18 protein-coding genes are annotated in these 21,322 nt (G+C 60.8%); 4 read left to right on the forward strand and 14 right to left on the reverse strand.

All coding sequences use genetic code 11. The features are described from left to right. Positions 1–31 precede the first annotated feature (31 nt). From SNL23_RS27060 to SNL23_RS27070, 3 genes are read right to left on the reverse strand one after another with little or no spacing between them, the layout of a single operon-like run. Positions 32–1,330 carry an NAD(P)/FAD-dependent oxidoreductase gene (locus SNL23_RS27060; RefSeq protein ID WP_318304202.1) on the reverse strand — a complete coding sequence of 433 codons (1,299 nt, stop codon included), beginning with the start codon at positions 1,328–1,330 and terminating at the stop codon, positions 32–34. Further along, entirely contained in the window at positions 1,327–2,415 is a 1,089-nt protein-coding gene (locus tag SNL23_RS27065) for a polyamine ABC transporter substrate-binding protein (protein ID WP_003219153.1), read from the reverse strand. Before SNL23_RS27065 ends, SNL23_RS27060 begins: the two co-directional genes overlap by 4 nt. 34 nt (positions 2,416–2,449) lie before the next feature. Continuing rightward, on the reverse strand, positions 2,450–3,808 hold the full coding sequence (locus SNL23_RS27070) for a glutamine synthetase family protein (RefSeq protein WP_318304203.1): 1,359 nt from the start codon (positions 3,806–3,808) through the stop codon (positions 2,450–2,452). Between the two features lie 140 nt (positions 3,809–3,948). Between SNL23_RS27070 and SNL23_RS27075 the strand changes: the two genes are divergently transcribed. Next, positions 3,949–4,860, forward strand: coding sequence for a helix-turn-helix domain-containing protein (locus SNL23_RS27075; protein WP_318304204.1), 912 nt, complete (start codon positions 3,949–3,951; stop codon positions 4,858–4,860). 135 nt (positions 4,861–4,995) lie between these two features. Here SNL23_RS27075 and SNL23_RS27080 read toward each other — a convergent pair whose 3' ends face one another. From SNL23_RS27080 to SNL23_RS27090, 3 genes are read right to left on the reverse strand one after another with little or no spacing between them, the layout of a single operon-like run. Then, positions 4,996–6,099, reverse strand: a complete 1,104-nt coding sequence (locus SNL23_RS27080; protein ID WP_318304205.1) for an acetoin dehydrogenase dihydrolipoyllysine-residue acetyltransferase subunit — start codon at positions 6,097–6,099, stop codon at positions 4,996–4,998. Next, on the reverse strand, positions 6,096–7,115 hold the full coding sequence (locus tag SNL23_RS27085; protein ID WP_076015753.1) for an alpha-ketoacid dehydrogenase subunit beta: 1,020 nt from the start codon (positions 7,113–7,115) through the stop codon (positions 6,096–6,098). Before SNL23_RS27085 ends, SNL23_RS27080 begins: the two co-directional genes overlap by 4 nt. Positions 7,116–7,154: 39 nt before the next feature. After that, the gene (locus tag SNL23_RS27090; RefSeq protein ID WP_076015754.1) at positions 7,155–8,132 is read right to left on the reverse strand and encodes a thiamine pyrophosphate-dependent dehydrogenase E1 component subunit alpha; all 978 of its coding nucleotides are present in this window, start codon (positions 8,130–8,132) and stop codon (positions 7,155–7,157) included. Between the two features lie 310 nt (positions 8,133–8,442). Between SNL23_RS27090 and SNL23_RS27095 the strand changes: the two genes are divergently transcribed. Beyond that, the gene (locus tag SNL23_RS27095) at positions 8,443–10,308 is read left to right on the forward strand and encodes a sigma-54-dependent Fis family transcriptional regulator (protein WP_318304206.1); all 1,866 of its coding nucleotides are present in this window, start codon (positions 8,443–8,445) and stop codon (positions 10,306–10,308) included. A gap of 68 nt (positions 10,309–10,376) precedes the next feature. Here SNL23_RS27095 and SNL23_RS27100 read toward each other — a convergent pair whose 3' ends face one another. Further along, positions 10,377–10,859, reverse strand: coding sequence for a C39 family peptidase (locus SNL23_RS27100; protein WP_218585807.1), 483 nt, complete (start codon positions 10,857–10,859; stop codon positions 10,377–10,379). 497 nt (positions 10,860–11,356) lie between these two features. Continuing rightward, positions 11,357–12,136, reverse strand: a complete 780-nt coding sequence (locus SNL23_RS27105) for an acetoin reductase (protein ID WP_318304209.1) — start codon at positions 12,134–12,136, stop codon at positions 11,357–11,359. Positions 12,137–12,326: 190 nt separating this feature from the next. Between SNL23_RS27105 and SNL23_RS27110 the strand changes: the two genes are divergently transcribed. Then, a complete protein-coding gene (locus SNL23_RS27110; protein ID WP_076015758.1) occupies positions 12,327–14,471 on the forward strand; it encodes a TonB-dependent siderophore receptor in 2,145 nt (714 codons plus the stop codon). A gap of 27 nt (positions 14,472–14,498) precedes the next feature. Here SNL23_RS27110 and SNL23_RS27115 read toward each other — a convergent pair whose 3' ends face one another. The 3 genes from SNL23_RS27115 to SNL23_RS27125 all read right to left on the reverse strand — a co-directional run bounded on the left by SNL23_RS27115 (position 14,499) and on the right by SNL23_RS27125 (position 16,886). After that, positions 14,499–14,951 (reverse strand): DUF6124 family protein, encoded by a 453-nt coding sequence (locus SNL23_RS27115; protein ID WP_318304211.1) that lies wholly within the window; start codon positions 14,949–14,951, stop codon positions 14,499–14,501. Between the two features lie 348 nt (positions 14,952–15,299). After that, positions 15,300–15,737 carry a carboxymuconolactone decarboxylase family protein gene (locus tag SNL23_RS27120; protein WP_167663794.1) on the reverse strand — a complete coding sequence of 146 codons (438 nt, stop codon included), beginning with the start codon at positions 15,735–15,737 and terminating at the stop codon, positions 15,300–15,302. 111 nt (positions 15,738–15,848) lie between these two features. Next, positions 15,849–16,886 carry an AraC family transcriptional regulator gene (locus SNL23_RS27125; RefSeq protein ID WP_167663795.1) on the reverse strand — a complete coding sequence of 346 codons (1,038 nt, stop codon included), beginning with the start codon at positions 16,884–16,886 and terminating at the stop codon, positions 15,849–15,851. A 203-nt stretch (positions 16,887–17,089) separates the two neighbouring features. Here SNL23_RS27125 and SNL23_RS27130 point away from each other — a divergent pair, with 203 nt between their 5' ends. After that, positions 17,090–18,031, forward strand: coding sequence for a SphA family protein (locus SNL23_RS27130; RefSeq protein WP_167663796.1), 942 nt, complete (start codon positions 17,090–17,092; stop codon positions 18,029–18,031). Positions 18,032–18,158: 127 nt separating this feature from the next. Here the strand turns inward: SNL23_RS27130 and SNL23_RS27135 are convergent, their stop codons facing one another. The 3 genes from SNL23_RS27135 to SNL23_RS27145 form a co-directional block, all read right to left on the reverse strand. Beyond that, positions 18,159–19,427, reverse strand: a complete 1,269-nt coding sequence (locus tag SNL23_RS27135) for a DSD1 family PLP-dependent enzyme (RefSeq protein ID WP_318304213.1) — start codon at positions 19,425–19,427, stop codon at positions 18,159–18,161. Then, positions 19,427–20,755 (reverse strand): D-arabinono-1,4-lactone oxidase, encoded by a 1,329-nt coding sequence (locus tag SNL23_RS27140; protein WP_318304216.1) that lies wholly within the window; start codon positions 20,753–20,755, stop codon positions 19,427–19,429. Before SNL23_RS27140 ends, SNL23_RS27135 begins: the two co-directional genes overlap by 1 nt. Positions 20,756–20,832: 77 nt before the next feature. Continuing rightward, positions 20,833–21,201 (reverse strand): c-type cytochrome, encoded by a 369-nt coding sequence (locus SNL23_RS27145; RefSeq protein WP_318304215.1) that lies wholly within the window; start codon positions 21,199–21,201, stop codon positions 20,833–20,835. Positions 21,202–21,322: the final 121 nt, after the last annotated feature.

Raw genomic sequence — 21,322 nt, forward strand, 5'->3', positions numbered from 1 at the left:
TTACCGAAGAAACGGATATGTACTCAACCAATCACCCCACCATCTCCCGCACCCGATACCACAACATCCCCAACGCCAAAAGCGGCGAACGCAACACCTTCCCCCCAGGAAACGTCATATGCGGCACCTGACTGAAAATATCCAACCCCCGACTCTGCCCAGCCTGAATCCCCTCAGCCAACAACCGCGCACACCAGTGAGTCACGTTCAACCCATGCCCCGAATACCCCTGGGCATAAAACACATTCGGGTGCTGCTTCAACCGCCCCACCTGCGGAAACCGGTTAGCCGTAATCCCAATCTTCCCCCCCCACTGAAACTCAATCGCCGTATCCACCAGTTGCGGAAAAACCTTGAGCATCTTCGGCCGCATATACCCCGCGATGTCCACCGGATCACGCCCCGAATAATGACAAGCCCCCCCAAACAACAACCGTCGATCCGCCGAAAGCCGGTAATAATCCAACCCCACTTTCTGATCACACAACGCCAGATTCTGCGGAATCAACTGATCAGCCACCCCAACCGACAGCGGCTCGGTCGCAATGATATAGCTCCCCGCCGGCAACACCTTGCCACTCAACTTCGGCTCCAACTCTTCCAGATGCGCATTACACGCCAACACCAAACTGCCAGCGCGCACCGTGCCAAACTCGCAACGCACCTGCACCGTATCGCCATGAACCAACTCCAGCACCGGGCTGTTTTCAAAGATCCGCACCCCAAGTGATTCGGCCACAGCCGCCTCCCCCAACACCAGGTTCAGCGGATGCAAATGCCCGGACCCCATGTCCACCAAACCACCGGCATACACACCTGAGCCCACGACTTGAGCCATATCCTGCGGCGCCACCAGCCGGGTTTCAGGCGCATACCCCAAGGTAGCCAGGCTTTCCAGCTCCCCCTGAAACGCCGCGAACTGCGCCGGCGTATTCGCCAACTCACAAAACCCCCAGCGCAGGTCACAGTCAATCCCATGCTCGCGAATCCGCTCGCCCACCAGCGCCACCGAATCGATCCCGGCCTGCTGCAGGTAACGAACGCCCTCCTCACCCACGTACTTGGCAAAGCCCGATACGTCATGCCCTATCCCGCGAATCAACTGCCCGCCATTGCGCCCACTGGCGCCCCAGCCAATCCGCCGGGCCTCCAGCAAAATCACCGATAGCCCACGCTGGGCCAATTCGATGGCGGTATTGACCCCGGTGAATCCACCACCGATCACACACACATCGGCCGTCAGGTCTGCCCCCAGCGCTGGGCGCTGGGGCATGGCGTTGGCCGAAGCCAGGTAATAGGAACGGGCGTGGTCGGACGAGGAACGGTTCATTTGTTGGTCTTCACTTTGCTCCAGGACCGCGTCATCAAGCGCATGACGGCAGGCGTCGGGGTGGTGGAAATATAAAGTTTGTCGAGCACTTCCTGGGACGGGTAGATCTCAGGGTTGTTCACCAGCTCCGGCGCCATGAAGGCCTTGGCCGCCGGGTTCGGATTGGCGTAGCCGACACTGGCGCTGACCTTGGCGATCACTTCAGGGTCCAGCAAGTAGTTGATAAAAGCGTGGGCCGCTTTCGGGTTGGCCGCGTCTGCCGGGATGGCCAGCAGGTCGAACCACAGGTTGCTGCCTTCCTTGGGAATCGAGTAGGCGATGTTCACGCCGTTCTTGGCTTCCTTGGCGCGGTTGGCGGCCTGGAACACGTCGCCGGAATAACCGAAGGCGACGCAGATATCACCGTTGGCCAGGTCCGAGATGTACTTGGAGGAGTGGAAATAGGTGATGTACGGCCGCAGGGTCAGCAGCTTGGCTTCGGCTTGTTTGTAGTCCTCGGGATTCTCGCTGCGCGGGTCCTTGCCCATGTAGTTGAGGATCGCCGGGAACAGTTCATCCGCCGAGTCGAGGAACGCTACGCCGCATTCATGCAGCTTCTTGATGTTCTCTGGTTCGAACAGCACGGCCCAGGAATCGATATGGTCGATGCCCAGCACCTGCTTGACCTTGTCCACGTTGTAGCCGATGCCGTTGGTGCCCCACAGGTATGGCACCGAGTGCTCGTTGCCCGGGTCGTTTTTCTCCAGCAGTTTGAGCAGCTTGGGGTCGAGGTTCTTGAAGTTGGGCAGCTGCGAGCGGTCCAGCTTGAGGAACGCACCGGCTTTGACCTGCCGCGCCAGGAAGTGGTTGGACGGCACCACCACGTCGTAGCCGGTGCGGCCGGCGAGCAGTTTGCCTTCCAGGGTTTCGTTGGAGTCGAACACGTCGTAGATCACCTTGATCCCGGTCTTGGCCTGGAAGTCGGCCAAGGTGGTCTCACCGATGTAGTCGGTCCAGTTGTACACACTGACCGTCTGCGCGGCGTGGCCCGCGCTGCTGAACAACGCCGCCAAGGCCAGCGGGAGTAGCTTTTTCACCAGACGCATATCGACACCCCTATGGTTTTTTTAGTGTGGTTTCTCAGACGCTCAGCAGCAGGAACTCACGTTCCCAGGAGCTGATCACCCGCTTGAAGTTCTCGTGTTCGGCGCGCTTGACCGCGACGTAGCCGCGCACAAACTTGTCCCCCAGGTACTGCTTGACGGTGTCGCACTCTTCCATGCGCGCCAGGGCGTCTTCGATGGTGATCGGCAGCCTCAGGTTGCGCCGCTCGTAGGCGCGGCCTTCCACCGGGGCGCTGGGCTCGACCTTTTCGATCATGCCGAGGTAGCCGCACAGCAGGCTGGCGGCGATGGCCAGGTACGGGTTGGCGTCGGCGCCCGGCAGGCGGTTTTCCACGCGCATGGCGTCGGGGCTGGAGCTCGGTACGCGCAGGCCGACGGTGCGGTTTTCTTCGCCCCACTCCACGTTGACCGGCGCCGAGGTGTCCGGCAGGAAGCGGCGGAATGAGTTCACGTTGGGCGCAAACATCGGCAGCAGCTTCGGGATGTACTTCTGCAAGCCGCCAATGTGGTTCAGGAACAGTTGACTCTTGTTGCCATGCTCATCGACAAACACCTGCTTGCCGGTGGCGATTTCCACCACGCTCTGGTGCAGGTGCATGGCGCTGCCGGGCTCGTCGGCCACGGGTTTGGCCATGAAGGTGGCGGCAACGTTGTGTTTGAGCGCGGCCTCCCGCAGGGTGCGTTTGAACACGGTGATCTGGTCGGCAAGGTCGAGGGCATCGCCATGGCGGAAGTTGATTTCCATCTGCGCCGGGCCGTCTTCGTGGATCAGCGTGTCGAGGTCCAGGCCCTGGGCTTCGCACCAGTCGTAGACGTCTTCGAACAGGGGATCGAATTCGTTGGCGGCGTCGATGGAGAACGATTGGCGGCCACTTTCGGCGCGGCCGGAGCGGCCCAGCGGGGTCTTCAGCGGCAGGTCCGGGTCTTCGCAGCGCTGGGTCAGGTAGAACTCCATTTCCGGCGCAACAATCGGCTGCCAGCCTTGATCGGTATACAGCTGCAGGACTTTCTTCAGCACGTTGCGCGGCGACAATTCGATGGGGTTGCCCTGCTTGTCGAAGGTGTCGTGGATCACGATGGCGGTGGGCTCGATGGCCCATGGCACCACGTAGGTGGCGTTGGACACCGGGCGGCAGATCATGTCGATGTCGGCCGGGTCCAGCAGTTCGTAGTAGATGTCGTCGTCGACAAAGTCCCCGGTTACCGTTTGCAGCAACACACTTTCCGGCAGGCGCATGCCTCGCTCATGCAGGAACTTGTTGGTGGGCGAAATCTTGCCGCGTGCGATGCCAGTCAAATCACTGATCACGCATTCGACTTCGGTAATCTTGTGTTCTTTCAGCCAGGCGGACAGCTGATCGAAGGGGGCGTTCATAAGGACCTCGTCATGGGTTGGATGATGCGCCGCGGGCTTCCCTCGCCGCGCATTGAGGTCTATCTTGGGCCAGCCGTCCGACGGCATCTATCCACTTTGCACCAACCACAACGCACCAATAGAGTGCGCCCAGGTTACCCATGACACAGGCAACAGCTTTGCGCGTACAGGCCTTCACCACCGGTGACGTGGCCGCTCAATGCAGTGCGACACCCGGTTGGGTGCAGCAGTACCAGCAGATGTCCCCGGGGCATTTTGCCGGGCAGATCCGCTACCTCGACCTGCAAGGTGTCGAGGTGTATGAAGAGCGAATGAACACCCGGGTGGAGCAGAACTTCAACGCGCCACCGGGCTCCCTGGCGTTCTGTTTCGATGGCAGCGACAACGCGCTGTATGTGCTCAATGGCGAAAGCCGCAACACCTGGATCACCCCGGAAAACTACCGCGAAGTGGCGGTGGTGTTCGGGCCGCAGTTCGTCCAGCGCCATGGTTTGGAGGTGGCGAAACTGGAGGGGCTGTTCATGGCCCCGCTCAACTCCCTGCAAAACGCCTTGTTCAGTCGCTGGCTCAGCGGCACGTTGACCCGACTGTCCGCCACGTTTGACCCGCCAAGTCGTGATGCCCTCACCCAACAACTCCTGGACGACTGCCTGTTCATCCTCGACAACGCGTGCGTGTGCCTGGACAAGGGTTCATTGCAGCGGCGCACCGAGGAGCGAATCATCATGGCGCGCATTGGCGAATGGGCGGCGGATGTGCCGGATGAAACCGTCAACCTGCTGGAGCTGGCGCGCATTGCCGGCGTGCCGTTGCGCCAGTTGCAGCAGGGGTTCAAGACGTACACCGGAATGAGCCCGGCGCAATGGTTGAGGTTGCGCCGGTTGAACAGTGCACGGCGGGAATTGTTGAACCCGCCGTCAGTGGACACCACCGTGGCGGAAGTCGCGATGAATTGGTCGTTCTGGCATTTGGGGCGGTTTTCAAACAGTTATCGGGCGTTGTTTCAGGAGTTGCCCAGCGAGACCCTGAAGCGCCACCAAAAACACCGCTGACCTTTCTGATGATGGGATTTCTGTGGCGAGGGGGCTTGTCCCCCGTTGGGCTGCGAAGCGGCCCCAAAAAAAAGCGGGAGCGCTTCGCACTCCAACGGGGGACAAGCCCCCTCGCCACAAAAGCGCCCTTATTTTTCAGGAATATTTTTTGAGAAACGCCAGCATCAACTGATTCACCCGCTCCGCCGCCTCCAGCTGCACCATATGCCCCTGCCCCGGCAGTATCTCCACCTGAGCCTCCAGTTCCTGGGCATGGCTCGCTGGAATAATTGCGTCCTCACTGCCCCAGATCACCAGGCTCGGCTGCTGCCCGACAACATTGCGCAGGTCCGCCAACTGCCGACCCCTACTGAACAACGCCCCGGTGATCTCGCGCAACGCCTGATCCACCCCCTCCAGACGCTTGAACTTGAGCATGTCTTCAAGCATCTGCCGGGTCACCAGCGCCGGGTCGCTGAACAGTTGCACCAGTTGCGGCTTGAGTGCATTGCGATTATTGGCCTCGATAAAACCTTGCAGGTAATCACCGTTGATTTCCGTACCCAAGCCAGCGCTGGCAATCAGGGTCAACGACACCACACGCTGCGGTGCCAATCGCGCGATGTTCAGGCAAACCAGCCCACCCATCGAGTGCCCCGCCAGGTGCGCGCGGTCAATCTTCAGATGATCCAGCAGCGCCAACACCGCCTGACTCAACTCCTCGAGGTCGCCGGCTTTCAGGTACTTGCCCGACTCGCCATGCCCCGGCAAATCCAGCGCGATCACCCGCCGTTCAGCCGCGAGCACCGGGTGATTGAACAGCCAGTTATTCAGGTCGCCACCAAAACCATGGATCAGCACCAGCGGTGTGCCGCCCTCCCCGAGGTCCAGATAGCGCAACAAGCGCCCGCCCACTTCGACCTTATGTGCCGATGGCCCGCTGGCTTCAGCCTCGGCAGCATTGGAAACGAACCCCGCCTGGAACGCATCGATCACCCCATCAATCTCTGCCTCGCTGGCCTCGCCTTCCACCACGATTGCCAGCAATGCCCCCACCGGCAAGGTCTCATCGCTCTGGGCCAACACACGCCGCAGCACTCCGCTGAACGGCGCCTCGACGCTGCTGGAGATCTTGTCGGTCTCGACATCCAGCACTTCTTCGCCCTTTTCCACCCGGTCGCCCGGCTGCTTGAGCCAGACATCAACCCGGCCCTCGGTCATCGACAGCCCCCACTTGGGCATGGTCAGTGTATGGATCATGCGGCGTTCCTCTTGTCGGCAATCTTCAGCACCGCAGCTTCGATCTTCGCCGCGTTGGGGATGTACAGGTCTTCCAGGGCATCGGAAAACGGCACCGGGGTGTGGGGCGCGGTGACCATTTCGATCGGCGCGCGCAGGAAGCTGAACGCGCGTTGCGCCACCAATGCACTGATGTCCGTGGCAATCGAACAACGTGGATTGGATTCGTCGATCACCACCAGGCGCCCGGTTTTCTCGACGCTTTCAAGGATGCTGTCTTCGTCCAGCGGGCTGGTGGTGCGCAGGTCCAGCACTTCGCAATCGATGCCTTGGCGCGCCAGGTTGGCCGCGGCTTCCAGGGCGATATGCACCATGCGCCCGTAGGTCACCAGGGTTACGTCATTGCCTTCACGCACGAAATTGGCTTCGCCGAACGGCACGGTGTACAGCTCTTCCGGCACTTCGCCCTGGAGGCTGTAGAGCATTTTGTGTTCGAGGAAAATTACCGGGTCGTTGTCGCGTATCGCCTGGATCAGCATGCCCTTGGCGTCATAGGGCGTGGCCGGGCACACCACCTTGAGCCCGGGAATATGGGTCCACATCGAGGTGAGCATCTGCGAATGCTGGGCGGCGGCACGCAGGCCGGCGCCGTACATGGCGCGCACTACAAGCGGTGTGGTGGTCTTGCCGCCGAACATATAGCGAAACTTCGCCGCCTGGTTGAGCAACTGGTCAAGGCAGCAGCCGATAAAGTCGACGAACATCAATTCGCACACCGGGCGCATGCCGCGAGTGGCCGCGCCGACGGCCATGCCCACGTAGCCGACCTCGGAGAGCGGTGCGTCGAGCACGCGGTCGGGGAATTCCGGATACAGGCCCTTGGTGACGCCGAGCACGCCGCCCCAGGCGTCCTGTTCACCCGGTGAGCCGGTGCCGCCGGACACGTCCTGGCCGATGATGAACACGCTCTGGTCGCGGCGCATTTCCTGGGCCAGGGCTTCATTGATTGCCTGCTGATAGCTGATTTTTCTAGCCATGATGACTTCTCCACGGATTGTTTTTGTAGTGGGTGGCGGTTAGCGGTAGGCGACGTAGACATCACTGAGCAGGTCGGCGGCCTGGGGTTTTGGATCGGACTTGGCCAGGCGCACGGCGTCTTCGATCAGTTGCGCAACTTCGGTGTCGATGCGTTCGAACTGCGCTGCGTCGAGCCAGCCTTCGGCGGTGCAACGCTGGCGAAACAGGCTCAGGCAGTCGCCGGTTTCCCGCAGGTGCTTCACTTCATCCGGGCCGCGATAGGTTTGCGCATCGCCTTCGAAGTGGCCGTAGAAACGGCTCAATTTGACTTCCACCAGCGTCGGCCCTTTGCCGCTGCGGGCACGCTCTACCGCAACGCCGAGGGCGGCGTGTACGGCAAAAAAGTCGTTGCCATCGACGATCACGCCCGGCATGCCAAAGCCCACGGCGCGCTCGGCAATGTCCTTGCAGGCCACCGACCAGCCGGACCCGGTGGCTTCGGCATAACCGTTGTTCTCGGCCACGAACAGGCACGGCAGGTTCATGATCGAGGCCAGGTTCATGGCTTCAAACACAGCGCCCTCGTTGGAGCCGCCGTCGCCAAAAAACGCCACGGCCACACCCGCGCTGCCCTTTAGTTTCGCGGCCAGGGCCGCACCGGCTGCCAGCGGCGCACCGGCCCCCACAATGCCGTTGGCGCCGAGCATGCCCTTCTCCTGGTCGGCGATGTGCATGGAGCCGCCCTTGCCGCCGCACACCCCGGTTTTCTTGCCGTAGATCTCGGCCATCATGCCGAACACATCCACACCCTTGGCGATGCAATGGCCGTGGCCACGATGGTTGGAGGCGATGCAATCTTCATCGTTGAGGTGGGCCATGACCCCGGCTGCACTGGCTTCCTGGCCGGCATACAAATGCACGAAACCGGGGATCTCGCCGGTGGCGAATTCCACGTGCAGGCGTTCTTCGAAATCACGGATGGTGCGCATCACGGTGTAGGCATGGAGCAATTGATCGGTGGACAGGTGAGTGGACATCTTGTTGTTCTCCAGGTTGTCTCGACACACAAAAGGCTGGATCAGGCCAGCTGCAAAGCACTCAGCACGGCCTGTGCCAATCCGCTGGAAAACCTGGGAAAGCCTTGATCCAGAGCAGCTGCCGGAAGACCCGGGCATGCCACTGTGGCCCGTTCAATGAGACGCGCCGTTGCAACCTGCCCGCAGCGTCTCAGGCGGGATGAGACGCTGCGTCTCACCTCGGGCAGTTGGTCAGGCCGCCCTTGTTCCTCCCGGCCCATGGGCGCTTAATGGCGGGCATAACAACAAGGATCGAGAACCGGAGGCTTCAATGCTCGCCGTGAACTCCAAGGACCATGTCGACTGCGTCAGCCGCGTGGTTCGCAACGCCGACCGCCTGCCCCAGGCGCCGGTGCCGTCGCTGATTTTTGACTCCTGGCGCCGCTCCATGGAGCAGCACCACCTCGACCCCGGTTCCCTGCAAGGGCCGCGCATCCTCACCAGCACCCTGCTCAAGGAATGCCGCGAGCGCGCCGAGCTGTTCATGCGTATCGCCAGTGAGGAAGTCGGGCAGATTCATAACCGGGTGCGCCACGCCGATTACTGCGTGATGCTCACCGACGCCCAGGGCCAGACCATCGACCATCGCGTGGACGCCGGCATTCGTAACGACTGCCGCAAGGCCGGCCTGTACCTCGGCACCTGCTGGTCGGAAGCCGAGGAAGGCACCTGCGGCGTGGCCACGGTGCTGACCAGCAAGGCCGCGGTCACCGTGCACAAGCGCGACCACTTTCGCGCGGCGTTTATCGGCCTGACCTGCTCTGCCGCACCGATCTTCGATCCCCAGGGCAACCTGCTGGGCGTGATGGATGCCTCTGCCCTCAAGTCCCCGGATGATCGGCGCAGCCAGCACCTGGTGCGGCAGATGGTGGCGCAGAGTGCACGGGCCATCGAGAACGCGTTTTTCATGCACAGCGCCCAGCAGCATTGGGTGTTGCAGGCCCACAGCACGCCGGGTTACGTCGACAGCCAGCCGGACATGCTGCTGGCGTGGGATCAGGACGGGCGACTGCAAGCCTTGAACAGCAAGGCGCGGCAGGCCCTGAGGGTGCGCTTCGGACAGTTGCCGGAGCATATCGGCGAAGTGTTTGACCTGGACGCGCTGCGCGCCGTGACCGATCAATCGACGCAGCAATTGCACTGGCTCGGCGAACCGGGGGCGTTGCAGGTGCGGGTCAGCGCGCCACGGCGTAAAGCGGCGCGGGCGGTAACGTCCTTGGCCAATCAGATAGACCCGCGTTTTGAAGAGCATCTGCGCCTGGCCGTGCGGGTCAAGGACCGCAACCTGCCGGTGCTGGTCCAGGGCGAAACCGGTGCCGGCAAGGAAGTGTTTGCCCGCCAGTTGCATGAACGCAGCGCCCGTCGCGACGGCCCCTTTGTGGCGGTGAACTGCGCGGCGATCCCGGAAAACCTGATTGAGAGCGAACTGTTCGGCTACGTGGCCGGCGCCTTTACCGGTGCCTCCAGCAAGGGCATGACCGGGCTGCTGTTGCAGGCCGATGGCGGCACGTTGTTTCTCGACGAGATCGGCGACATGCCACTGGCGTTGCAGACGCGACTGCTGCGGGTGATGGCTGAAGGTGAAGTCGCTCCGTTGGGCGGGGCAAAAACCCGTGCGGTGGATATCCAGGTGATCTGCGCCAGCCATCGGGATTTGGCGGCGCTGGTGAGTGCTGGAAGCTTTCGCGAGGATTTGTATTTCCGGTTGGGCTGTGCGCGGTTCTGTGTGCCGCCATTGCGCGAGCGCACGGACAAACTGGCGTTGATCAATCGGCTTCTGGAGCAAGAGGCGCGGCACAGCGGTGTTGTGGTCGGGATCGCGGCAGCGGCGCTGGAGTTGCTGCTGGGTTATGCCTGGCCGGGAAATGTGCGGCAACTGCGGCATGTGTTGGCGTATGCGTGTGCGGTGTGCGATGGCGGGACGCTTCAATTGGCGGATTTGCCAGTGGAAGTTCGCGGTGAGGTGGTTGCGGTGGAAGAGCAGGAAAGCGTGAGTCCGGAACGGCAGCTAGTGCTGGATGCGTTGATTCGGCATCGGTGGAAGCCGCTAGCGGCGGCGCAGGCGCTGGGGATTTCCAGAGCGACCTTGTATCGGCGGGTTAACCAGCTGGGAATCGATATGCCCGGGAAGCACTGACAAGCCCATCGAATGGCAGCTTATAGCTGCCTACCCCAGACAGGCGTTATCAAAAACCACTTCTACTCTTATCTAATTAAGATTCCTCGACCCGCAAAGTACCTTCCGAAGGACTCAACATTCATGACGACGTTTTCCTGCGAATGTGAGTTATGACCCGATGGGTTATGAAACTTCAGGAAGTCGTCAGTTGCGTCTGTTACCAATACAAGATGACCTCCTTTCTTTGGCGGCTCTTGCTCAGGCCATCGAATAGAAGGGTGCACAGACGCAATAAAGAAATGACCGTCAGTAAACATCGGCTTGATCTCCTCCGCAGAGATACCGGTGACAATCTGTGCCTTCAGACCAAATTCTTTATTTAACATCTCAATCGCCGGCGCGTAAATCATCCCATGGATACTTTCGCCATCGACTACGTAGGCTCCGTAGGCCAACGCCTTTTCCAGAAGGCTGAACGTTGAGTGAACGAGACCCGTCTTGGCGGCAAGAAGCATCTTAAGGCAGGCCATGCCACATACGTGATTAGCCCACAATGCATACTCATCCACGCATCGGGCTCCAGAGTTTATCCAAAGCGGATCCTCAGAAACCGTCTTCTCGCCAGAAATTATATCGGCAGCCAAAAGTCGGGATTCCCATTGGCAGAAATAAGGAACGCATGCGACCATAACTAAACCTCAGCCAGTAAAAACGGAATAAACTTTAAAAAACACACCACAGACACTACAAATATAAAACAATGAAACCCTATTCAGCACAACCCACTTCCATAAGTTTTTTCTGCTAATCCAAACTCGGTAACTGATTCCTACAGAAGATTCCTTAAAACTAGAACCGTCAATTCATTCAGCACTTACACTCCGCACTTATATATCTAGAGTCGCAAGCACGAGCACTGACACAGCACGGTAAAAAATGTGGGAGCGGCGGTGCGACGATTCGACTTGCTCGCGAATGCGGTGTATCAGTCTCTGGATATCTTGACTGAACCACCGCATTCGCGAGCAAGCCCGCTCCCACATTTTGACCGAGTGATTCTGCCGGGTCAGCGGTAGAGAATCCCACCATCAATCAACGGCGATTGCCCGGTCATGTAATCCGAATCCGGCCCCGCCAGGTACGACACCAGCCCCGCCACATCCTCCGGCGTTTCCGCCCGGCCCAACGCAATCCCGTCCACATACTTCTTGTACGTCGCCCCTACCTCGGCGCCGGTAATCTCGGCCATGCGTTTGTCGATCTCGACCCACATATCCGTGCCCACCACACCCGGGCAGTAGGCGTTGACGGTAATCCCGTCACTGGCCAACTCCCTCGCGGCGGCCTGGGTCAGCGCGCGCACGGCAAACTTGGTGGCCGAGTACACCCCCAGCAATGCAAAGCCCTCATGGCCGGCAATCGAGCAGGCATTGATGATCTTGCCCTTCTGCTTCAGCGACTTGAATTTCTTGCCCGCGGCCTGGATGCCCCAGAGTGTGCCCTGCACGTTAATGCGCAGCGTGCGGTCGACCTGTTCCGGAGTCACGTCCAGCAGTGCGTCAATCTGTGCGACGCCGGCGTTGTTGATGATGATGTCGAAGCCGCCCAGGGTCTGGTGGGCATGTTCCACCGCCGCGACCACTTGCTCCAACTTCGAGACATCGGCGACATACACCGAGGCTTTGCGCCCGAGTGCAACGACCTCGGCCGCCACCGCTTCAATCTTGGCGCTGTTGATGTCCACCAACGCAATGTCGGCGCCGTCCCGCGCCAGGCGCAGGGCGATGGCCCGGCCGATGCCTTGCCCGGCGCCGGTCACCAGTGCAACTTTTCCAGCGATACTCATGACGATCCCCTTCAACGGTGAGAGAAGCCTTGTCTATCGCAGTTGCCGGGGGCCGCTGTCGAGGAGCAGCAGGATTGATCTGCGGGCTGAGACGGGACGTCTCAAAGCGAACCATTCTCGAAAACTTGTAAAACGCCGCCGATATGCCTAGCTTATGCGCCCTCCGCTCTGCGCTCTCAGGCCTTCCCCCATGGTTTTGCGTCTTCGCCCCGCTGTTCCTTCACGTTTTGCCCTCGGCCTGTTGCTCAGCGCAGGCATTGGTAGCAGCCAGGCGGCTGATATCGAGCTGTCGGAGGTGAAGGTCCAGGGCCAGGATGAATCCGGCTATAACAGCGACACCGCATCGGTGGGCGGTTTCGATGAGGCACCGTTGCTCGACACGCCGGCCTCGATCGCGGTGTTTAACGAGTCGCTGATCAAGGATCAACAGGCGCGCTTGCTCAGCGAAGTGCTGCGCAATGACGCATCGGTGGGCGACAGCTATGCGCCCATCGGCTACTACGAAAACTTCGTGGTGCGCGGCTTCTCGTTGAATGCGGCCAGCAGCTACAAGATCAATGGCCGCACCATCACCGGCGAGCAGAACGTTGCCTTGGAGAACAAGCAGCGCGTGGAGTTGCTCAAGGGGTTGTCGGGCCTGCAAAGCGGGATTTCCGAGCCCAGCGGCGTGATCAATTACGTGACCAAGCGCCCGGAGGATGTGCGCTCGGTGACGGTGTCCACCGATGATCGCGGCAGCGGCTACCTGGCCACCGATGTCGGTGGCTGGTTTGGCAGCGAGCAGCAGTTCGGCCTGCGCGCGAACGTGGCCCATGAAGACCTCAACGCTTATGTCGAACATGCCAATGGCCACCGGGATTTCCTGTCCCTGGCGTTCGACTGGAACATCAGCCCCGACGCGGTATTGCAGCTGGATGCCGAGTATCAGAACAAGCAGCAGCGCTCGGTGCCGGGTTATCAATTGCTGGGCGGGACCGAGGTGCCGCACAACGCGTCACCGAAAAAACTGCTGGGGCATCAGAGCGGCGCGAATCAGGTAGGGATTGATTCGCTGAACCTCAATGGCAAGTTTGAGTATCGCTTCAGTGACCAGTGGAAAGGCAGCGTGAGCGCGGCGCGCAGCAAGGTGGTGATTGATGATTACAGTTCGTTTGCGTGGGGTGGCGACACGGCTGGCAACGGTAATTACTTCAGCCCGGAAGGCGACTATGGCATCTACGACTTCCGCAGCCCGGATGACACCCGCCGCGATGATGAAATCCAGGCAACGATGACCGGGTTGTTCAATACCGGTGGGCTGGGGCATGAACTGACGTTTGGTACGAGCGCGTTTCGCCGCGTGATCGACAAGCGGGAATCGATCAACGAGTGGATCGGCACAGGCAACATCAATCAGGAGCCTGATAACTTTCCACGTTACGCCGGTGCATTGAACGACAGCCACCGCAACCTCGACAGCCGCCAGTACGGACTGTTCGTCACCGACCGCATCAGCTTCAACGAACAATGGCAGACCATCGTGGGCGGTCGCGAAGTACGTCTCGACGAAAAGGCGTTCAATAAAGACGGCAACGAGTCCCGCCACACTCAGCAGTATGTGTTCCTGCCCCAAGCGGCGCTGATCTACAAGCCGATTGAGAACCTGTCGCTGTATACCAGCTACAGCAAAGGCCTATCCCTCGGTGGACAAGCCCCTTGGTTTGCACTGAACAACGACGAGACCCTCGCCCCAACCGTCTCCCGCCAGATCGAAGCCGGTGTGAAATACGACTGGCGCCGCATCAGCTTCGCCGCCGCGATCTTCCAGACTCGCCAGGCCTATCAATACGCCAAACCCGACGACGCAGGTACGTTCACCTACGTACAACAAGGCCAACAGAAGAACACCGGCCTGGAGTTATCCGCCAACGGCTGGGCCACCGAGCGCTTGCAGATCGCCGCCAGCGTCGCGGCCATCCGTGCACGGGTAACGGGCAGCGGCACGCCGGAATACGAAGGCCATCAGGCGATCAACGTGCCGAAACTGCGCGCCAGCCTGTATGCCGACTACGCCCTGCCCTGGGTCGACGGCCTGGCGTTGCTCGGCGGCGTGCAATACAGCGCCAACAAGTACGCCAATCGCACCGGTGATGTAGAAGTGGGCGACTACGCCATCGTCAACGTGGGCAGCCGCTACACCACCAAGCTCGATGGCTATGAAACGGTGTTTCGCCTGAGCGTCGACAACCTGTTCGACAAGCGTTACTGGCGTGACGCCGGCGAATACATGGGCGATGACTACCTGTTCCAGGGTGCGCCGTTGACGGCGCGCTTGAGTGCAACAGTTAACTTCTAGAAGAACAAAGGTGGGAGCCGTCGAGCTTTAGCGAGGCCGCGATGGTGGTGGATCAGCCGATATCAATATTGACTGTGCCGCCGCCATCGCAGCCTCGCCGGGGCTCGACAGCTCCCACACTGGATCTGCTTCGTAGGTTGAATACGGTTCCTTAACCGCCTGGACCGGACATTTCTGCTTCATCGCCCGATCAACCAACAATGCCGTCAACTCCAGCAACTGCCCGATGGCCAGTAACTGACAACGTTGCTTGTCGTCCATTGTCTCCGCCAGATCCTGAACAAGGCCGCAGGCGCCATTAAGGGTCTCATAGGCGTTGGCCAGCAGCGCCTCCGTATTGGCGGCAGCATTGATGGAAAACAGTGGAAGGTAGCCGTTGGTGTGTGGCGGGGGTGGAAGAGCGTGATGGGCAGCGCGACTCGCAGCGTCCAACAGCGCTGCTGAATCTTTAGGCGGGGGATTCGGCGTGACTTTGTGCATGACATATCTCCAAGTTTGGCTGGAGCTGCACCTGATCGCCGCGACGCGATGGAAGGTGGCAGCTGTACGCAGGTTCGCGGACCGAGAACTTGGAACTCGGCATACCCGAAGGTATCCCACGCACAGCTGCCATAACACGAAACGCCGAACACCAAAGTGTCCGGCGCAAAGCGGTGGCAATTATGCATCAAGTTAGCGGGCCGCGAAGCCCGGTTGCTGAGTGTCAGCAACCGGGGGAGGTTAATCTGCGGTCCAAATCGAAGCAATCCCGGCATCTCGTGGGAAAATTCTGTGGGCCTGCTACGCAGCCCAGCGGGAGCAAGCGCCCTCGCCACAGGTAACGCGGGGTTATTTAGGCATCTTGCGAAAGCCCACCGCCAGGCGGTTCCAGCTGTTGATGGTGGCGATCGCCACGCTCAGGTCGACTTGCTCTTGCGGGCTGAAGTGGGCGGCCAGTTCGGTGAAGTCGGCATCCGGGGCGTGGGTCTGGCTGAGCAGGGTCAGGCTTTCAGCCCAGGCCAGTGCGGCGCGTTCACGGGGGGTGAAGAACGGCGTTTCACGCCAGGCCGACACGGTGTACAGGCGGCGCTCGGTCTCGCCACCCTTGCGGGCGTCAGCGGTGTGCATGTCGAGGCAGAAGGCGCAGCCGTTGATCTGCGACACACGCAGGCGAATCAACTCCAACAGCGGCAGTTCGATGGACAGTTTGCCGACGGCAGCCTCCAAGGCCAGCATGGCTTTCATGGCGTCCGGGGAGGCGGTGTAGAAGTCGGTACGAGCTTGCATGGTGATACTCCAGAACAGTGGGGATTGGTGTCTAGAGTAGTGAGACGGGTGCGTTGGGCAAATAGCCAATCCGGGGAAAGATCAGGTAGCCAATGGGGCCAATCCTGACGATCACCCCGGCCCTGCGCCTTCGCCACGGAATGCACTGGGGCTCAGCCCGGTCCAGCGCTTGAACGCGCGCCGAAAACTGCGCACATCGCTGTAGCCGACTTCCTCGGTGATCCGTTCGATGGACAACCCCGGGTTGCTCAACAACCCCATGGTCCGCGCCCTGCGCACCTGCTCCAGCAAGCCTTCAAAGGTCAACCCGTGCTCGGTCAGGCGTCGACGCAAGGTACGTCCGCTCATGTTCAGGTCACTGGCGACCTTTTCCAGCTGGCTGCCCTGCAAATCCCGGGAAATCGCGCGCTCCACCGCCTGGATCAAATCCATTTTCTGATGCAACTGGGCGCTTTCCAGCTCCAGCAATTCCAGGGCCTGGCGCAGGGCCAGGGCGTGGTGATTGGGCAGGCGCACGTCCAGCCAGTGGCTGGCCAGGACCATGCGGTTATGCAGGCAACCAAAACGCACATCCGCGCCAAACAACTGGTGATAGTCGGCGACGTAGACGGGCGCAGCGTGGATAAATTCGACCCGCAGCGGCATGAAGCCCTCGCCCACCAGGGCCCGGCCATACACCATCAGGCTGGCGAAGAACTCCTCGGCGGCAAACACCTGCACCTCGGCGTAGGGCAGCAGGCATTCGATATCGACGAACACTTCCTGGTGGCCTTCATGGGTGCGCGAGGTGGCGATACCGCCGGAGGTGTGCTGGTGGCGTTCACCGATGGCGAAGGCATCGCGCAACGTCTTGCACAGCGAAATCACATGGCCAAGCAGGCCCAGGGTACCGAGCACATTCTGATGGCCCACCCACAGGCCCAGCCCTTGGTCGGGCAACACCTTGAGTGCACGCTGGATCATCGCTACCGCCTGGCGATAGGAAATCCGCTGGGCCGGGTCGTCCAGGTCGGCCAGGGTAAATCCCAGGCCACGGCACAGGTGCTCGGCACTCGCGCCCCTTTGCGCGACCACTTGTCCGAGGGTTTGCAGCAGAAATGGCGAGACCAGGGCCAAGTCATAGTGCGGATCAACGGCTTTCCTTTGCATGGGTGTTCGATTCCCGACTGAGTGCTTCAGTTCTTGTTTTTGAAACATCCTGACAATCATAGGCGCTTGCAAGAACTGCTGCACTCTGGATGAAAGCTGTCCGCCAAAGTCCCCCTATGTGGCCGCCAATACCCTGCCCCGCTGGCCGTTCAGGGCTTATTTCTATAGGTAGCGTCGCCCTAACAATAATAATGAGCCCAGCCATGAACCCGACCCGTGCGTTTTACCCCGTGCAACTCGCCCTGTTGACCCTCATCAGCCTGCCGGCCCTGGCCACCGAAGGCGGCGTCGACAACATCGGCCCCGGCACCGATGGCTTTTACATCCTGCCGCTGGACGTCAACAACCTGCCGGACCACATGTTCGCCTTCAACATTTACTACAACCATTACGAGGCCAAGAAACTCGATATCAGCTCGTTGGGTGGCAAGGTGCCAGACGTGAAGATCAAGTCCGATGCGATCATCCCGCGCCTGGATTACCTCAGCCCGCTGCGGGTGTTCGGCGGGCGCCTGGGCGGCTACATCGCCCAGCCGTACCTGAAGCAACAGGTGTCGCTGTTCGGCATGTCCGACACTCGGGAAAGCATGGGCGACACTACGGTGGCGCCGATCATCCTCTGGGACCTGGGCAAGAACCTGACCGTGGGCACCGCCCTGGAAATCACCCTGCCCACCGGTGAGTACGACGCCACGCGCCTGGCCAATACCAGCAACAATTTCTACACCTACAAGCCGCTGGTGTCGGCGACCTGGTTGCCCAATGAGCGCACCGAGCTGTCGATCAAGACCACCTATAGTTTCAACAAGGAAAACCCCGATACTCATTACCGTTCGGGACAGATTTTTCACTTCGATTATTCGGCCAGCTACAAGGTGACGGATAACCTCAGCCTTGGGCTCAACGGTTATTACCTCAAGCAGACCACCGACGATAAGCAGTACGGGCGTACCGTGGTGAACATCTACGGCGAGGATGTGGATGACGGGGTCAAGGGCCAGGTGTTTGCGATCGGTCCGGCGGTGTATTTCACCTTCCTCAAGTACGCGAGTGCCGAGGTGCGCTGGGCGAAGGAGTTTGATGTACAGAACCGGCCGGAAGGCGACATGTTGTGGGCGAAGTTGACGATTCCGTTTGCCCTGTAACCCGGCAAAAACTGTAGGAGCGAGCTTGCTCGCGAAAAACGTCAACGATAACGCGGGCTGCCTGGAAGACCCGCGTCGTCCTTGGGTTTTTCGCGAGCAAGCTCGCTCCTACAGTGGAACGGCGTTGTCAGGTGTAGACCGGCCAGGTATCGACGATTTTCCCGCCCCGCACTGCCAGCAAATCCCCGAACTGCAACAGCACAAACTCGCTCTGGGTCGGGCGCAGAAACACCTGGTCTTCCACGTTCAGCCCCACCTTGGGCGAGCCATTGACCATCTCCTGATTGGAGCTGCGCCCGTACAGGTCATTACTCTGCAAGCCCTGGGGCGATTCAAACTCGGCCATCCAGTTCCCCCCATAAATAAAGAACGTGGCGCGCTGATTCGCATCCCACCACGAGAACAACCGCGACTTGCCGTCCAGCGCCGGGATATCCACCGGCCCGGTGCTTTTCAACACGGGCGTGGCGATATAGGCCGCCGGCACATGCTCACTCAGCGACGGCAAGTCATAGTGCGTCGGCTTGAGCAACGCGGTGCCCACCGACACCTCGCTGCTGAGCTTTTCCTGCTCGTGAATGCGATAGCTCGGGCTGCCCGCCGTGTTCAATGTCAGCCCGTCACGCCACAGCGGCGCAAAGTGCTGGCGGGTGTAATCCACGTAGCCGTTGTAGCGCTGCATGACCTTGTCGAACAGCTCCTGGGGCGAGCCGAGGATTCCCGGCACGCCCATGCCCACGAACGGGTCGTAGCCCATAAACCCGCTGAACTCCAGCTGCTGCGGATGCGCGCTGATCATCGTCAGCATCTGCCCCAGCACCGCGTTGTCGCTGATGCCGCCGCGATGCAGGCCCACATCCAGCTCGATATTGACTCGCAACTTGGTGCCTAACCCCTGGGCCAGCGACAGGTATTGCTGCAGGCGCTCGGGCGTGTCCAGCAGCCATTGCAACTGGCGGGACGGATCGAACGGGCCTTTGTGGGTCTGATAAAACAGCTCGGCCGAACGCACCGGCAACGGCTTGCCCAGCAGGATGTCAGCGTCGGGAAAGACCTGGGCGTCGTGGTTCAGAAATGGCTGGTGAAACGACATCAGGCGCTGGGTGCCAGCACGCTTGGCGATGTAGGCCAGCAGCCCCGGCGACGGCAGGGATTTCTCCACCAGCCGCAGGTGTTTGCCGCCGCGCTGCACCGACTGCATCACCACGTCGATGTTGTGGTCCAGCTTGTCCAGGTCGATCAGCATCACCGGGCGCATCGGCCCATGGGCCTTGAGTTCCTGGTTGAGGCTGCGGAAATACTCGGTGTACGGGCTGCCCCGGTCGCCCGGCCTGAGCAAAATCGCACCACCCACCAGCAACACGCCGGTGCCGAGCATGAAATGTCTGCGGTTCATCAGGCCACTCCCAAAATTGATGACAGGTGCGCATTGAGGAATTTGCCGCTGGGGTCCAGCTCGCGGCGCACCCGGCTGAATTCTTCCCAGCGCGGATACAGCGGCTGCAAGGTACGCGCGTTGAGGGTGTGCAACTTGCCCCAGTGCGGGCGGCCGGCGTATTTCCAGAAGATCGGTTCCACGGCGGCGAAGAAATTGTGGTGGTCCATGGTGTAGTGCTGGTGCACGGAGATCGAACAGCTGTCACGGCCCTCGAACATGCTCAGCGGAATGTCATCGGCCTTGACGTAGCGGTACTCGATGGGAAACCAGGTCCGCAGGTCCTTGTCGCTGATCAACTTGAGGATTTCCCGCAGGCAGGCCGGGCCGTGTTCGGCGGGCACCGAGTATTCCATCTCGTTGAAGCGCACATTGCGCACGTTGGCGTACACCTGGAACGACTCGGCCACGCGGTCATCGAAGCTGGCGAAAAAGCGCAGGCTGTTGAGCAAGGCGCGGCGGGCGTCGGGGAAATCGCTGCCGTATTTGTCGAGTTTTTCGATGATCGACACAAACTCGTTGCCGCCCGCCTCCGCCGGGTCGATGGGCGGGGTTTCGGGGTCGGTGGTTTCATTCAGGGCGATGGACAGCGCGTAGTCGGAGTGGGTCACCACGAGCATTTCCCAGTGCTGGTTTTCCCGGGTGTTTTTTGCCACGTCCTCCAGCAGTTCTTCGGTCTTGGCGATCCATTGGCGCTCTCGCAGGCGGTAGGTTGCGCGGTTTTGCAGGCGGACCTGGGTGGCCACGCCGAGGGCACCGAGGGACACTCGCGCGGCGCTGAACACTTCGGGGTGGCGGTTGGCGTCGCAGTCCAGCACCTCGCCCTGGGCGGTCACCAGTTGCAGGCCGGTGATGCAAGCGGAATACGAGGTGAAGCCCACGCCGGTACCATGAGTCGAGGTGGAGATGGCACCGGCCAGGGTCTGGTAGTCGATATCCGCCATGTTCGGCAGCGCCTGGCCCACGTCCTTCAATGCCTGGCCCATGCGCGACATCGGCGTGCCGGCGGCAAAGGTGGCCTGCAAGGTGTGCGGATCGTGCTCCAGCAGGCCGTTGAAGTAACTCAGGGACAGCAACGTGCCGTCGGTGGGCACCAGCGCACTGAACGAATGGCCCGAGCCCACCGGCCGCACCTTGCCCGGTGCCTGGCGGATGACCTGCACCAGTTCATCGAGGTTCTTCGGCGCCAGCCGGGCCAGGGGCAAACAGGTTTGCGCCCCCGACCAGTTGCGCCAGGGAATCAGCCGCGGTGCCCGGGCCAACTGGGCCAGCACCGGGTTACTGGTCAATGCCATGAACGCGCCGGCTACCGCGCCGCGTTGCAATAATTCTCGCCGTGAAAGCGCCATCGCCTACCCCGTTATTCTTATTGGATGTGTCGGCCCGACATAAAGCTGATCAGCCCCAGGAATTGCTCTTCGGAGCACTGCACGCACAGGCCCATCGGGGGCATGCCGTTGTAACCGTTGATGGTGTGGTCCAGCAGGGTGTCCGGGCCCTGGGCGATGCGCGGGCTCCAGGCCGGGCCGTCACCGGTCAGCGGAGCGCCGGAGGCCGGGTTGGCGTGGCACAGCTTGCAACTGGTGTCGTAGACCTTGGCCAGGGCTGAATCGCCGGGCATCGCATTGGCCGCCGTGGCACGTTCGGGGGGACGTTTCGGTTTGTCGTCACAGGCTGTCAGCAGGCAGGTCACGGCCAGTAGCAGACTGATGCGACGGGGGTTGATTGCCCGCATAGCCACCTTCTCTCTTATTGTGTGAAAGCGTGATCCACACTAAGGCAGCCAGGGCGCGGCGTTGAGGGTATTGGGGGACAGAAAGGGGGGCTTGGGCGGACAGTTGATTGAGCAGCAACGC

The organism is Pseudomonas sp. SED1, from assembly GCF_034044025.1.
Lineage (GTDB): Bacteria > Pseudomonadota > Gammaproteobacteria > Pseudomonadales > Pseudomonadaceae > Aquipseudomonas.

Bases quoted from the DNA above. Each gene is read 5' to 3' on its own strand.
- SNL23_RS27060 (WP_318304202.1), bottom strand. From the start codon at position 1,330: ATGAACCGTTCCTCGTCCGACCACGCCCGTTCCTATTACCTGGCTTCG.
- SNL23_RS27065 (WP_003219153.1), bottom strand. From the start codon at position 2,415: ATGCGTCTGGTGAAAAAGCTACTCCCGCTGGCCTTGGCGGCGTTGTTC.
- SNL23_RS27070 (WP_318304203.1), bottom strand. From the start codon at position 3,808: ATGAACGCCCCCTTCGATCAGCTGTCCGCCTGGCTGAAAGAACACAAG.
- SNL23_RS27075 (WP_318304204.1), top strand. From the start codon at position 3,949: ATGACACAGGCAACAGCTTTGCGCGTACAGGCCTTCACCACCGGTGAC.
- SNL23_RS27080 (WP_318304205.1), bottom strand. From the start codon at position 6,099: ATGATCCATACACTGACCATGCCCAAGTGGGGGCTGTCGATGACCGAG.
- SNL23_RS27085 (WP_076015753.1), bottom strand. From the start codon at position 7,115: ATGGCTAGAAAAATCAGCTATCAGCAGGCAATCAATGAAGCCCTGGCC.
- SNL23_RS27090 (WP_076015754.1), bottom strand. From the start codon at position 8,132: ATGTCCACTCACCTGTCCACCGATCAATTGCTCCATGCCTACACCGTG.
- SNL23_RS27095 (WP_318304206.1), top strand. From the start codon at position 8,443: ATGCTCGCCGTGAACTCCAAGGACCATGTCGACTGCGTCAGCCGCGTG.
- SNL23_RS27105 (WP_318304209.1), bottom strand. From the start codon at position 12,136: ATGAGTATCGCTGGAAAAGTTGCACTGGTGACCGGCGCCGGGCAAGGC.
- SNL23_RS27110 (WP_076015758.1), top strand. From the start codon at position 12,327: ATGGTTTTGCGTCTTCGCCCCGCTGTTCCTTCACGTTTTGCCCTCGGC.
- SNL23_RS27115 (WP_318304211.1), bottom strand. From the start codon at position 14,951: ATGCACAAAGTCACGCCGAATCCCCCGCCTAAAGATTCAGCAGCGCTG.
- SNL23_RS27120 (WP_167663794.1), bottom strand. From the start codon at position 15,737: ATGCAAGCTCGTACCGACTTCTACACCGCCTCCCCGGACGCCATGAAA.
- SNL23_RS27125 (WP_167663795.1), bottom strand. From the start codon at position 16,886: ATGCAAAGGAAAGCCGTTGATCCGCACTATGACTTGGCCCTGGTCTCG.
- SNL23_RS27130 (WP_167663796.1), top strand. From the start codon at position 17,090: ATGAACCCGACCCGTGCGTTTTACCCCGTGCAACTCGCCCTGTTGACC.
- SNL23_RS27135 (WP_318304213.1), bottom strand. From the start codon at position 19,427: ATGAACCGCAGACATTTCATGCTCGGCACCGGCGTGTTGCTGGTGGGT.
- SNL23_RS27145 (WP_318304215.1), bottom strand. From the start codon at position 21,201: ATGCGGGCAATCAACCCCCGTCGCATCAGTCTGCTACTGGCCGTGACC.